Source organism: Nocardia sp. NPDC019323, assembly GCF_044389845.1.
Lineage (GTDB): Bacteria > Actinomycetota > Actinomycetes > Mycobacteriales > Mycobacteriaceae > Nocardia > Nocardia implantans.
Window position 1 is genome coordinate 1,277,318 of the sequence record NZ_JBIRYN010000001.1, and the last position, 12,610, is coordinate 1,289,927.

General features: G+C 67.5%; 11 protein-coding genes and 1 pseudogene. 8 read left to right on the plus strand and 4 right to left on the minus strand.

Annotation, left to right across the window (positions count from 1 at the left end; genetic code table 11):
* Positions 1 to 105 precede the first annotated feature (105 nt).
* Both ACH49X_RS06035 and nrdF read left to right on the plus strand, forming a co-directional pair.
* Positions 106 to 975: an intradiol ring-cleavage dioxygenase gene (locus tag ACH49X_RS06035; RefSeq protein WP_195078910.1), complete on the plus strand. Its 870-nt coding sequence runs from the start codon at positions 106 to 108 to the stop codon at positions 973 to 975.
* 292 nt (positions 976 to 1,267) lie between these two features.
* Positions 1,268 to 2,230, plus strand: coding sequence for a class 1b ribonucleoside-diphosphate reductase subunit beta (gene nrdF, locus ACH49X_RS06040; RefSeq protein WP_159838446.1), 963 nt, complete (start codon positions 1,268 to 1,270; stop codon positions 2,228 to 2,230).
* Between the two features lie 161 nt (positions 2,231 to 2,391).
* On the opposite strand, the gene mgtE is transcribed toward nrdF, so the two are convergent.
* Positions 2,392 to 3,756, minus strand: coding sequence for a magnesium transporter (gene mgtE / locus ACH49X_RS06045; RefSeq protein WP_195078565.1), 1,365 nt, complete (start codon positions 3,754 to 3,756; stop codon positions 2,392 to 2,394).
* A 697-nt stretch (positions 3,757 to 4,453) separates the two neighbouring features.
* On the opposite strand from mgtE, the gene ACH49X_RS06050 reads away from it, so the two are divergent.
* The 6 genes and pseudogenes from ACH49X_RS06050 to ACH49X_RS06075 all read left to right on the plus strand — a co-directional run bounded on the left by ACH49X_RS06050 (position 4,454) and on the right by ACH49X_RS06075 (position 9,500).
* The gene (locus tag ACH49X_RS06050; RefSeq protein ID WP_357108455.1) at positions 4,454 to 5,536 is read left to right on the plus strand and encodes an ABC transporter substrate-binding protein; all 1,083 of its coding nucleotides are present in this window, start codon (positions 4,454 to 4,456) and stop codon (positions 5,534 to 5,536) included.
* Positions 5,533 to 6,390, plus strand: coding sequence for an ABC transporter ATP-binding protein (locus tag ACH49X_RS06055; protein ID WP_195078563.1), 858 nt, complete (start codon positions 5,533 to 5,535; stop codon positions 6,388 to 6,390). The genes ACH49X_RS06050 and ACH49X_RS06055 overlap by 4 nt, the downstream gene beginning before the upstream one ends.
* Positions 6,383 to 7,273: an ABC transporter permease gene (locus ACH49X_RS06060; RefSeq protein ID WP_357208209.1), complete on the plus strand. Its 891-nt coding sequence runs from the start codon at positions 6,383 to 6,385 to the stop codon at positions 7,271 to 7,273. Before ACH49X_RS06055 ends, ACH49X_RS06060 begins: the two co-directional genes overlap by 8 nt.
* Before the next feature lie 168 nt (positions 7,274 to 7,441).
* Positions 7,442 to 8,132: pseudogene (locus ACH49X_RS06065) on the plus strand (TauD/TfdA dioxygenase family protein).
* Positions 8,133 to 8,206: 74 nt separating this feature from the next.
* Complete coding sequence (locus ACH49X_RS06070) at positions 8,207 to 8,332, plus strand: hypothetical protein (protein ID WP_357108448.1); 126 nt, start codon at positions 8,207 to 8,209, stop codon at positions 8,330 to 8,332.
* Positions 8,333 to 8,507: 175 nt separating this feature from the next.
* Entirely contained in the window at positions 8,508 to 9,500 is a 993-nt protein-coding gene (locus ACH49X_RS06075) for an LLM class F420-dependent oxidoreductase (RefSeq protein ID WP_357108445.1), read from the plus strand.
* A gap of 49 nt (positions 9,501 to 9,549) precedes the next feature.
* Here ACH49X_RS06075 and ACH49X_RS06080 read toward each other — a convergent pair whose 3' ends face one another.
* From ACH49X_RS06080 to ACH49X_RS06090, 3 genes are all read right to left on the minus strand, one after another.
* Positions 9,550 to 10,686: an epoxide hydrolase family protein gene (locus ACH49X_RS06080; RefSeq protein ID WP_195078559.1), complete on the minus strand. Its 1,137-nt coding sequence runs from the start codon at positions 10,684 to 10,686 to the stop codon at positions 9,550 to 9,552.
* 126 nt (positions 10,687 to 10,812) lie between these two features.
* Positions 10,813 to 11,739 (minus strand): SAM-dependent methyltransferase, encoded by a 927-nt coding sequence (locus ACH49X_RS06085; RefSeq protein WP_357208206.1) that lies wholly within the window; start codon positions 11,737 to 11,739, stop codon positions 10,813 to 10,815.
* Positions 11,740 to 11,877: 138 nt separating this feature from the next.
* Positions 11,878 to 12,567: an MBL fold metallo-hydrolase gene (locus ACH49X_RS06090; RefSeq protein WP_195078908.1), complete on the minus strand. Its 690-nt coding sequence runs from the start codon at positions 12,565 to 12,567 to the stop codon at positions 11,878 to 11,880.
* Positions 12,568 to 12,610 lie beyond the last annotated feature (43 nt).

Genomic DNA, 12,610 nt, shown 5'->3' on the forward strand with positions numbered 1-12,610 from the left:
GGCCCGTTCCTAACGTCGCGGAAGACGAACCGGCGAACGGAAGGACGGACAGTGAGCGCACGACGCGATGAGGTGCACGAGCACGATCTCGGCCTCGCACACGACATGAAAGTGCTGATGTCCCGGCGGCGCGCCCTGTTCTTCCTCGGGGCGAGCGCGGGCGCGGCGGCGGTCGCGGCCGGTTGCGCGTCGGCATCGAACGACACCGCGGCCACGGCGACCGCCACGGCCGCCGCGGAATCCGGCGGCATCACCGCCGCCCCGCAGGAGACCGAGGGGCCGTATCCGGCCGACGGGACGAACGGACCCAACATCCTCGTCGAGTCCGGCGTGGTGCGCAGCGACATCACCAGCTCGTTCGGCTCCTATTCCGGTGTCGCGCAGGGCGTCCCGATGACGCTCGAACTGACGCTGCGCGACTTGGCGAAAAACGGCGCCGCCGGAGCGGGCATGGCGGTGTACGTGTGGCACTGCGACCGCGACGGCAACTACTCGCTCTACAGCGGCGGTGTCACCGAGCAGAACTATCTCCGTGGCGTCCAGGTGGCCGGCGACGACGGCAAAGTGACCTTCACCTCGATCTTCCCGGCCTGCTATTCGGGCCGGTGGCCGCACATCCACTTCGAGGTCTACGACTCGCTCGAGACCGCGGTCGCGGGCCGGAATGCCCGCCTGACCTCGCAGATCGCTTTGCCGCAGGACACCTGCGATGCGGTGTTCGCTGACGATCCCGGCTACGCGCGCAGTGTCACCAACCTCTCGCAGGTCACGCTCGCCTCCGACGGCATCTTCGGTGACGGCTGGGACGCGGAACTGGCCACCGTGACCGGCACGCCGTCCTCCGGCCTGCGCGTCGCGCTCACCGTCGGCGTCGCCGAGAAGTCACAGAACACGCAGCCGGGAAACGGTTCCGGGCCGCAGCCAGGCGGGCGCCCGCCCGGCAGCGGCGCACCCGGCGGCCGACCGCAGCGGTAACCGGCGGCGCCCGCCGGGACCTACGGACCTACAGACAGACAGACGGATCGGCTTGCCCGCGGTGCTGCCGGTCCCATGGCCGCCGTGACGACGGTGCCGATGCGGTCCCCCACGCGCGCGTGCCGCACAATAAGGGCCGCGCGCGGCGTGTCCCTGCGGTCTCCCGCCGGTAGGACACCTGCCGCGGCGACACAAGGTGTTGTGCTGAGCGGACATGTCGGCCACAAGGAGTAGTGTTCCGAAGGTAGATATTCCGTGACGGCAGCGTGCTCGGGAAAGGCGTGGAGGCAGGATGAAGCTTATCGATCGGGTGTCGGCCATCAACTGGAATCGGGTGCCCGACGAAAAGGACGCCGAGGTCTGGGACCGGCTCACCGGCAACTTCTGGCTGCCGGAGAAGGTCCCGGTCTCCAACGACATTCCGTCGTGGAACACCTTGACCGCCGACGAAAAGCAGTTGACCATGCGGGTGTTCACCGGCCTGACCCTGCTGGACACCATCCAGGGCACGGTCGGCGCGGTGAGCCTGATCCCCGACGCGCTCACCCCGCACGAAGAGGCGGTGCTCACCAATATCGCGTTCATGGAGTCGGTGCACGCCAAGAGCTACAGCTCGATCTTCTCCACGCTGTGCTCCACCCGCGAGATCGACGAGGCGTTCCGCTGGTCGGAGGAGAACCGCAACCTCCAGCGCAAGGCCGAGATCGTGCTGGAGTACTACAAGGGCGACGATCCGCTCAAGCGCAAGGTCGCCTCGACGCTGCTGGAGAGCTTCCTGTTCTACTCCGGCTTCTACCTGCCCATGCACTGGTCGTCGCGGGCCAAGCTCACCAACACCGCCGACATGATCCGGCTGATCATCCGCGACGAAGCGGTCCACGGTTACTACATCGGCTACAAGTACCAGAAGGGCCTGGAACTGGTCACCCAGGCCGAGCGCGACGAACTCAAGAACTACACCTTCGAGCTGCTGTTCGAGCTCTACGACAACGAGGTCGACTACACCCAGGACCTCTACGACGAGGTCGGCCTCACCGAGGACGTCAAGAAGTTCCTGCGCTACAACGCCAACAAGGCGCTGATGAACCTCGGCTACGAGGGCCTGTTCCCGAAGGACGAGACCGAGGTGAACCCGGCCATCCTCTCGGCGCTGTCCCCCAACGCCGACGAGAACCACGACTTCTTCTCCGGTTCCGGCTCGAGCTACGTCATCGGCAAGGCCGTCAACACCGAGGACGAAGACTGGGAATTCTGAGCAGGTGAAACGCATCGGGGCCCGGCGGTAATGCCGGGCCCCTGCGCGTTCTCCGGCCGCAGGCCCGCCATCTCACCGGTACGGCTGCCATCGATGAATCCACGCTCCAGCGCGCACTCCACGCGGGCGAAATCGACCGCGATCGTCGCGCACACCGCACCTCAGATGCCGAGCACCAGTTTGGCCGTCGTGAAGTAGATGATCAGGCCGGTGGCGTCGACCAGGGTGGTGACCATCGGAGCGGAGACCACCGCGGGGTCGATGCGCAGCTTCTTGGCCAGCAGGGGCATGGTGCCGCCGATGGTGGCGGCCCAGCCGCAGATCAGCACCAGCGTGATGCCGACGACCAACGCGATGCGCGGACCGACGAACAGGGCGCCGATCGCCAGGCCGACCGACGCCAGCAACGACCCGAGCACCAGACCGACCCGGCATTCCCGCCAGATCACCCGGAACAGGTCCGACGCCCGCACCTCGCCGACCGCCACCGCGCGCACGCAGGCGGTGGCGGCCTGTGCGCCCGCGTTGCCGCCCGCGCCGATCAGCAGCGGGATGAACAGCGCCAGATGCGCCGCCTGCTGCAAGGTGCCCTCGAAGAAGTCGGTCACGCTCACCGTGAGGGTCGCCGCGAACAGCAACAGCAGCAGCCACAGCGCGCGGTAGCGGGCCAGCTGGAACACGCCGGCGGCCATGTAGTGGCCTTCCCACGGCGCTGACCCGGCCTGCAGCGCGACGTCCTCGCTGTCGGCGGCCTCGATCACCTCCACCGCGTCGTCGATGGTCAGCAGCCCGACCAACCGGTCCTCGCTGTCCACCACCGGCAGGTTGATGTCGTTGGTCTCGCGCATCAGACGGGCCGCCTTCTCCGCGGCATCGGTGGCGCGCGCGAACGCCGGCTCGGTGACCACCAGCTCCGACACCATCGTCTCCGGCTTGCTGAGCACCAGTTCGCGCAGCTCGACGATGCCGGTCAGCCGCCTGCCCGCGTCGACGACAGGCAATGTGTAGACCGTCTCGGCGTTGCCGCCCTTGGCCCGCACCATGCCGAGCGCCTCGGCCACCGTGAGGTCGCGCGGCAGCGCCACCACCTCCGGCGTCATGTACTGCCCCGCCGAGCCCTCCGGGTAGCCGAGCAGGCTCGCGGTCATCCGCCGCTCGCGCGGGCTGAGCCCGGCCAGCGCCTTCTTGGCGACCTTGGCGGGCGCCTCGCGCAGCATGCGCGCGCGATCGTCGGGCGCCATGCCCTCGACCAGGTCGCGGAAACTCTGATCGCGCAGCCCTTGCAGGATCTGCTGCTGGTCCACCGGCTCGAGTTCCTCGAAGACGGCCAGCGCCAGATCTTTGTCGAGCAGGCGGAACGCCATCCCGGCCCGCACGGCGTCCATCCGGGCGAGCTGGTCGGCGATGACATGCGGCGGGTGGTTGCCGAGCCAGTCCAGCGCGGCGTCCACGCGGCGGGTTTCGACGATGTCCTGCAGGGATTCGGACAGCGTCGGACGTACTTCGATGATGTCGGTCTGCGACATGAGAGGACCTCAGCACATGCGTGAGTGAACGGAGAACGCGAATTCACACCGCGGGCGCCGGCCCCTGCCGTCGCGACCTGACTAGGAATGCGAAGGGGCGGCGCCGCGCGGCCTTCGACTGGGAGGTTCGCTGCGCATCGCTACCCCACCTCCCTCTCGTCGTCGCCGCGGATCTCGGTATCCGCACCGTTCGGGTCAACATCACTGGAACGCGAAAACGTCCTCGTGCAGCTTACATCGCTTCGGAGACGATGATCACCATACGACGGTCCGCTGTGACCGACGCCGCTCCGCACCGGTGTCGGCGCGTCGCGAGCCACACCACGAAGCCCCGGCCCCGTTCATAGGCCATCGGCCGCGGTAAGACAGGGTTATACGCAGTCGGCGTCGAACTGTTGCTCCCATGCTTGGGAGCCGGGACAGTGTTTGCCAGGCAAGTGCCCCGAACCATCGGGCGCCCCCCACACCAGTTCAGCTCACGGAAGTTTCGAAGTGTCGACAGCCACCGCCTTGATCCGCCGTCGCGCGGTCGACTTCATGCGCGTTTCGCACGGAATCTGTTGCCGCTGAAGCATCGCGGCCCGCATCTGCGACCGGATCCCGCACGGTCGTCCACCGCCGCATCGCTCCCGCTGTGGTGTCTCCGGACGCCGGGCGTCACATCGCACGGCGTCTTCTCGTCTTCGAAAGAACAACAATGCCTTTCCCCCCATCGTCCCGGCGCGTCGCCCGCGCTCTCTCCGCCGCCGTAGCGGTACTCACCGGCCTGTCCGTGCTCACCGGCTGCGGCGAGTCCGCACCCGCCAAGACCGCCGACGGCAAGACCGTGCTGCGCTATCAGGGCGCCACCGGGCAGGTGAGCCCCGTCGAATTGGCCGACGACCTCGGCTATTTCACGAAGATCAGCTTGCACTGGGAAGGCGACACCACCAGTGGCCCGGCCAATATCCAGGCGGCGGCGACCAACCAGGTCGAATTCGGCAGCGCGTTCAACGGCGCGGTGGTCAAGCTGATCGCGGGAGGCGCGAAGGTTACCTCGGTGCTCAGTTCCTATGGCGCGGACGAGCAATCGTTCACCGGCTACTACGTGCGCGACGATTCCGGCATCACCTCGGCGCGTGATCTGATCGGCAAGAAGGTCGCGCTGAACACCCTCGGCGCGCACCACGAATTCATCACCAGGGAGTGGCTGCATCAGCAGGGCCTCACCGGGGACGAGATCAAGCAGGTGCAGCTGATCGTCGTGCCTCCGGCCAACACCGAGGAGGCGCTGCGCAAGGGACAGGTCGACGTCGCGGCCTTGGGCAGTGTCTTCCGCGACAACGCCCTGCAGCGCGGCGGCATCCACCCCCTCTACACCGACAAGGCCATCTTCGGCACGTTCGACTACGGCACCTACGTCTTCCGCAACGACTACATCGCCAAGAATCCCGAAGCGGTGGAGGACTTCGTGCAGGGCACCGCGCGCGCGATCCGCTGGCTCCAGGTGACACCGCGTGATCAGGTGCGCGAGCGGTTCGTCCAGATCATCGGCAAGCGCGGCCGCAACGAGAACACCAGCTTGGTGCCGTACTGGCACAGCTCAGGCATCCCGGCGCAGGGCGGGGTGGTCGCGGAGAAAGAACTGCAGATCTGGATCGACTGGCTGGTGCGCAACGGCGAACTGCCCAACGGCAAGTTGAAGGCCGCGGATCTGTTCACCAACAAGTTCAACCCCTACGCCAACGGCAAGTACAAGCCGGAGGCGGGACCGACCGGAGAGGTGGTGGCCGCGAAATGACCACAGCGACGAAACTATCGCTCACCGCGGTGGGCAAACAGTTCGCGGTGCGCGGCTCGCAGGAGCGGTTCACCGCGCTGCGGGACATCTCGCTGGAGCTGCGCGAGGGCGAGTTCCTGGTGCTGGTGGGCCCGAGCGGTTCGGGCAAGTCCACGCTACTGGACCTGCTCGGCGGCCTGAGCAAACCGACCTCCGGTGAGATCCTGCTGGACGGCAAGCCGATCACCGGCCCGGGCCTGGATCGCGGCATCGTCTTCCAGCAGTACGCGCTGCTGCCGTGGCGAACGGCCCGCGCCAACATCGAATTCGGGCTGGAAGCCAAGGGGTTGCGCCGCAAGGCGCGCCGCGAACTCGCCGAGCACTACTTGGAGCTGGTCGGGCTGTCCGGCTTCGGCGATCGCTACCCGCACGAACTGTCCGGCGGCATGAAGCAGCGCGTCGCGATCGCGCGCAGTCTGGCGTTCGATCCGGAGGTACTGCTGATGGACGAGCCGTTCGCCGCGCTCGACGCGCAGACGCGGGAGTCTTTGCAGGACGAGCTGTTACGCATCTGGCGGGCCACCGGCAAGACCGTCCTTTTCATCACCCACGGCATCGACGAGGCGGTGTACCTCGGTCAGCGAGTGGCCGTGCTGACCTCGCGGCCCGGCCGGATCAAGGCCATCGTCGACGTCGAGATCGACCGCGGCACCGACGAGGACATCCGCTCCTCCCAGCGCTTCCGTGACTACCGCCACGAGATCTGGACGCTGCTGCACAGCGAGGTCCAGCGGGCCGCGAGCCTGGAACTGGAGTCCTTGTCCGCCCACACGGCCGAGATCGAATCCACCACCGAGAGGACGGCCGATGTCTAGTGCCATTCAGCTGCGCGAGCGGCCGGTACGGGGAAGTGCCGCCGCGCCGGCCCGGCCCGGCCCGGTGCGCACGGCCGAGGCAGCGCCCACCGCCACGACGCAGGCCCTCCGGGCGGTGCGCCGATTGGCCTGGCGGGTGTTCAAGCCGACCGTCGTCATCGCCCTGTTCCTACTGCTGTGGCAGCTGGCCCCGACGCTGGGACTGGTGGACGAGGTGTTCCTGCCGCCGTTCTCCGTGGTCGCCCAGGCGTTCGCCGACTTGGTGGCCAGCGGGGAGATGTGGACTCACCTCTCGGCGAGCCTGAGCCGTTCGCTGGCCGGGTACTCGCTCGCGTTGGTCGCCGGTATTCCGGTTGGCATCGCGATCGCCTGGTACAAGCCGGTCGCGGACTTCCTGAACCCGATCCTCGAACTGTTCCGCAACACCGCGGCGCTGGCGTTGCTGCCGGTGTTCCTGCTGATCCTCGGCATCGGCGAGACCTCGAAGGTCGCCATCGTCGTCTACGCGAGCTTCTTCCCGATCCTGCTGAACACCATCACCGGCGTGCGCACCGTCGATCCGCTGCTGGTCAAATCGGCGGCCTCCCTGGGTTTCTCGCCGATCCGGCTGTTCCAGAAGGTGATCCTGCCCGCGGCGCTGCCGTCCATCTTCACCGGTCTGCGGATGGCCGCGGCCAGTTCGATCCTCGTGCTGCTGGCCGCCGAGATGTTCGGGGCCAGGGCCGGGCTCGGCTATCTGATCACCGCCGCGCAGCAGAACTTCGCGATCCCGAACATGTACGCGGGCATCCTCGCGATCTCGCTGCTCGGTCTGGCCTTCAACGGCCTGCTGGTCGCCCTCGAACGCCGCCTGTCACGGTGGCGCGCCCCGGCCGGCTCCTGAGCCGTGGCCGCCCGCGTCGCGCCAGGAAGGCAGCCGTCGTGCAGGCGCTGACCAGACGTCGCGTCGTCGACTTCATGCGCGTCTGCGGCAGTGCTTGTCGCCTTGCCGCAGACCCCGCATCTCCGGTTGACGCCGGCCCGATCCGCTAGTTCGAAAAGAGTTCTCCCGATGACCGCAGTACACGAAACCCCCATCCCGACCGCCACCGACGACGCGGTGCACGTCGCTCCCGTCGCCGGTCACATCGGCGCCGAGATCTCCGGCGTCGATCTGCGCGAGCCGCTGACCGACCAGCAGGTCGCGGCCATCACCGACGCCCTGCACACCTACAAGGTGCTGTTCTTCCGCGATCAGCACATCGATCACGCGCAGCAGATCGCCTTCTCCCGGCGCTTCGGCGCGGTCACGCCGTCGCACCCCTACGACGACGACGCGCCGACGGAGTACCCCGAGATCCTCGCGGTCGACAGCAGGCTGTACGAGAAGCGGTTCGGCGTGCGCAAGCACAGCTACACCAACCACTGGCACACCGATGTCTCCGCGCTGATCAACCCGCCCGCGGCCTCCATCCTGCGCGCCGAGATCGCCCCGGAGCGCGGCGGCGACACCGGCTGGACCAACCTCGTGGCCGCTGTTCGACGAGGTCACCAATCCCGCCTACACGGTCCGCTTCCGCTGGCAGAAGGGCAGCCTCGCGTTCTGGGACAACCGGGTCACCGCGCACCTGGCCCCGAGCGATCTGGACCATCTCGATGTCACCCGGGTGCTGTACCGCACCACCCTCGAGGGCGACATCCCGGTCGGCGTCGACGGCCAGCCGTCGAAGTCCGTGGCCGGAGCAAAGTTCACCGGCGCGTAGTCACCGATCGCGCGAAATCGGCCGGGCGCACACGCTCCCGGCCGATTCCGCGCTGTCACCGGATGATCGCCGCCGTGGCGATCGCCGAAGCGCTGCCGCTGTTCACGACGAACCCGGACGAGTTCCGAGGATTGGACTACCTATTGACCGTGGTCGCCGTGACACGCCCCGAAGTGCCGACCGACCGCGTCCCCCGCTGAGCGTCGGGCACGAACGCCTCCTGGCCGGTCGGGCATCATTCGCGGTCGGCGGCGGGCGCGGAATTCGGTGCGCCGAGCGCCGAACGGTTGCCAGACCGCGGTGGACTGGTAACAGTGAGGTACGGAAGCCGCGGCGCTCGCCGCGGCGGTTCGGGTACACACGAAGGAGATATTCGTGCGCTTCGGCATCTTCATCCCGCAGGGCTGGCGGCTCGATCTGGTGGGTATCGACCCCGCCGACCAGTGGAGGGTGATGCGAGACCTCGCCCAGCGCGCCGACGCCAACCCGGCGTGGGAGTCGCTGTGGGTGTACGACCACTTCCACACCGTCCCGGTGCCCACCGAGGAGGCCACGCACGAAGCGTGGACCCTGATGTCGGCGTTCGCCGCGACCACCTCGCGCGTGCGCCTCGGCCAGATGTGTACCGCGATCAGCTACCGCAACCCGGCCTACCTGGCGAAGGTGGCCGCGACGGTCGACCTGATCTCCGGCGGACGCGTCGAGATGGGCATCGGCGGTGGCTGGTACGAACACGAATGGCGCGCCTACGGCTACGGCTTCCCCTCCGCGGGCGAACGGCTGGGCCGCCTCGACGAAGGCGTGCAGATCCTCCGGCAGGCGTGGACCACGGGTTCGGCCACGCTCGACGGCAGGTACTACCAGGTGGACGGCGCCATCGTGCGCCCGCTCCCCTTGCAGCGGAACGGGATCCCGCTGTGGATCGCGGGCGGCGGCGAGAAGAAGACGCTGCGCATCGCGGCCGAGTACGCCCAGTACACCAACTTCAGCGGCAATCCCGACGAGTTCACCCACAAGTCCGAAGTGCTGCGCGCGCACTGCGCCGACGTCGGCACCGACTTCGACGCGATCGTCCGCAGTTCCAACTTCAACGTCGTCATCGGCGCCACCGAGGCCGAAGTCGAGGACCGCATCGCGGCGCTGAAAGCTCGCCTGACCCCCGTCATCGGCCCCGAGGCGACCGAGTCCTACTTCGAGCAGCTGTACAGCAGCGGCGCCACCACCGGCACCCCCGAACAGATCACCGAGAACCTGCTGCGCGTCCGCGACCTCGGCCTCGGCTACGCCATCTTCAACTTCCCCGAATCCGCCTACGACACCTCCGGCATCGAACTCTTCGAACGCGAAGTGCTCCCGGCCCTGAGTTGATCACCTTGGGCAGGGCGCCTTCGGCTCACCTGCCCGGCGCGGCCGGATTTCAGGCCACTTCGGCGAAAAACCGCCGGATGTCGCCGACGAGCAGTTCGGGCGCCTCGTGCGCGGCGAAGTGGCCTGCGGCATCATTCGGACCGCCGATCACCGAGCCCGCATCGTAGGAGTTCCAGCTGACGATGTTGCTGTGGTCACGCTCGGCGAACCGGCGGATCGACTGGAAATCGCCCTTGAACATGGCGAGTGCGGTGGGGGTCGTGGTCGGGCCGGTCGGGCGGTCGGTGCTGTGCGCCTCCTCGTAGTAGTACCGGACCGAGGAGGCCGCAGTGCCGGTCAGCCAGTAGAGGGCGACGTTGCCGATGATGAAATCGGCGTCCAGACTCGCACCGAAAAGCTGCGCGTTCCAACCCAGCAGGCCGATCGGCGAATCGGAGAGCGCGTAGGCCAGCGTCTGCGGCTGCTGGCTGCACAGGATGTTGAAGGCCATCTTGTTGTCCTGGAACCACTTCAGGTGCTCGAGCGCCGCCAGATCCTCCGCCGAGAGGTCGATGAACTCGGCCGGATCGCCGGACGGAAACGAGAACAGCTGGGTCACATGGACACCGACTACCCGGTCCGGCGCGAGGCGGCCGATCTCCGGGGAGACCATCGAGCCGCCGTCGTTGCCGATCGCACCGAAGCGCTGGTAACCGAGCCGATCCATCAGCTCGATCCAGGCCTTGGCGACACGCCGCATGGTCCAGCCGGCGCTGTGCGTCGGGCCGGAGAAGCCCATGCCGGGCAGCGCCGGGATCACCAGGTGGAAGGCGGGATCCTCAGCAGACTCCGGCGCGGTCAGCGACTCGATGACGTCGAGGAACTCGAGCACCGAGCCCGGCCAGCCGTGAGTGAGGACCACCGGCAGCGCGTCCGCGCGAGCTGACCGGATGTGCAGAAAGTAGATGTTCTCCCCCTCTATCTCGGTGGTGAACTGCGGGTAGGCGTTCAGCTTCGCCTCGAGCGCCCGCCAGTCGAAGGTCTCCAGCCAGTACTGCGCCAGGCCGCGCACCCGGTCCTCCTGCACCCCGTAGGAGTCGCCCACGCCGGGCAATTCGCCCGGCCACATGCAGCGGCGCAGACGATCGGCCAGATCGTCGAGCTGGGCCTGCGGGATGTCGACCTGGAAGGGCTCGATGGTGCTCATGGCGATCTCCTCTGGAAACGGAATGCTTCGTTCTGATTCAGAGTATCAGAACGGATCATTCCGTTTCAATTGCTGCAGCCGCACACGCTCGGATCGACATACCCTCGGCCCGACGCGGCCGGCGGATCAACCCAGCTTGCGGCCGACCGCGCTCCAGCAGTTCACTTGCGAGTCGAGCCACGACGGCGACTCGCCCTGCGGTCGCCATTGGTTGGTGACGACGATTCCGGGGTCCAGTAGTTCCAACCCGGTGAAGAACCGGGCGAACTCGTCGCGTGTGCGCGTCTGGGCATAGACACCGCTCTGCCGATACACCTCGAGCGCCTCGGTCATCATCTCGGGTTCGAGGTCGGCGGTGATGTGCGAGACCACCAGGAACGACCCCGGCGCGAGTGCATCCATCAACGTCTCGACGATTCCGTAGGGATCGTCCTCGTCGCTGAGGAAATGCAGCACGGCGACCAAGCTCAGCGCCACGGGACGCTCCAGATCCAGGGTCTCGAGGAGTTCGGACGCGGACAGGATCGCTTTCGGGTCCTTCAGGTCGGCGTCGACGTAGGCGGTGCGCCCCTCCGGGGTGCCGGTGAGCAGGGCGCGGGCATGGGACAACACGATCGGGTCGTTGTCCACGTAGACCACCCGCGCTTCTGGCGTCGGCGCCTGCGCCACCTGGTGCAGGTTCGGTTCGGTGGGAATACCGGTGCCGATGTCGAGGAACTGCGTCACGCCCAGCTCGGTGAGCGCGTTCACCGCGCGGTGCATGAACTGCCGGTTCTGCCGGGCCGCGACCCTGCTGGTGGGAAACGCCGCGATCACTTTCTCGGCCGCGTCCCGATCCACCTGATAGTGATCTTTCCCGCCGAGGACGTAGTCGTATATTCGAGCGCTGCTCGGCACGCTCGCGTCGTGAATCGGCCTGAGCGGCTTCCCGTTGCCGCCGAGATCGGTCATCATCGTTCCCATCACTACCGGATCGCTTCCGGCCCAGCATATTCCAGACGCGAACGACTCACCGCACGTTGACGGCGGCACCCGGCTGTGCCGGTTGCCCACCCGTCGGCTGTACCGCGAACCCGCTGTACCTGTCGACGGGCGCGGGTCGAACCCGGCAGCCGATGTCGGCTGTCGCCCCACAACACCGAAGGCGCCGACACATGGGCACGCGCTTTCACCGCCGTGCCGTGATCAGCGTCAGCGTCCCGGCTGCCGGATCCGCCACGCGCGCAGAGCCTGGTCCCGCAGCACATCACCGTGGCCGACGCAGACGACGTCGACATCGAGTTCGGTCAGCCTGTGGGCAGCCGCGTCGACGGCGGCACTGTCCACATTGAACACACCGGGCATGGTGACCCCACGAACGTTGGCCAAGGTATCACCGGAGAACAGCACCCGGTGACGCGGCAGATGCAACGCCAGACTGCCTTCGGTATGACCGGGGACAGCGATCACTTCAGCGCCGCCGCCGAAGTCGAGTACGTCGCCGCCGCTCAGCTCGCGGTGGACCGGGGCAGGGCGGGGACGTGGCCCCGGTTCCAGCGCGTCGGCGATCGGGCGTTCCCAGTCGCGCAGCACCGGAGCCGGCTGAGGACGTTCGCCGCGCACGACATCGGCGTCGGCATGATGGGCCCAGATCTCGGCTCCCCACTCGGCGAAGTCGGCGGCTGAGCCGATGTGATCGTCGTGGGCATGGGTGAGTATCACCCGCCGCACCTGGCCGGTGCCGAAACCCAGTGCGCGCAGCCCACTTTCGATGTCCGCCGCGCTTCCCGGCAGGCCGCTGTCGATCAGCGTGACCTCGGCGTCATCGTTCCACACGTAGACATTGAGGTCGTTCACCTCGGAAAACCGCAACGCCACCAGCTGCGGCAGGACAGATACCATCTCCACACCGGCGAACCTAGCCAGAACGAGCCCGTCGTGCCTA

Bases quoted from the DNA above. Each gene is read 5' to 3' on its own strand.
- mgtE (WP_195078565.1), bottom strand. From the start codon at position 3,756: ATGTCGCAGACCGACATCATCGAAGTACGTCCGACGCTGTCCGAATCC.
- ACH49X_RS06080 (WP_195078559.1), bottom strand. From the start codon at position 10,686: ATGAGCACCATCGAGCCCTTCCAGGTCGACATCCCGCAGGCCCAGCTC.
- ACH49X_RS06060 (WP_357208209.1), top strand. From the start codon at position 6,383: ATGTCTAGTGCCATTCAGCTGCGCGAGCGGCCGGTACGGGGAAGTGCC.
- ACH49X_RS06090 (WP_195078908.1), bottom strand. From the start codon at position 12,567: ATGGTATCTGTCCTGCCGCAGCTGGTGGCGTTGCGGTTTTCCGAGGTG.
- ACH49X_RS06050 (WP_357108455.1), top strand. From the start codon at position 4,454: ATGCCTTTCCCCCCATCGTCCCGGCGCGTCGCCCGCGCTCTCTCCGCC.
- nrdF (WP_159838446.1), top strand. From the start codon at position 1,268: ATGAAGCTTATCGATCGGGTGTCGGCCATCAACTGGAATCGGGTGCCC.
- ACH49X_RS06055 (WP_195078563.1), top strand. From the start codon at position 5,533: ATGACCACAGCGACGAAACTATCGCTCACCGCGGTGGGCAAACAGTTC.
- ACH49X_RS06035 (WP_195078910.1), top strand. From the start codon at position 106: ATGAAAGTGCTGATGTCCCGGCGGCGCGCCCTGTTCTTCCTCGGGGCG.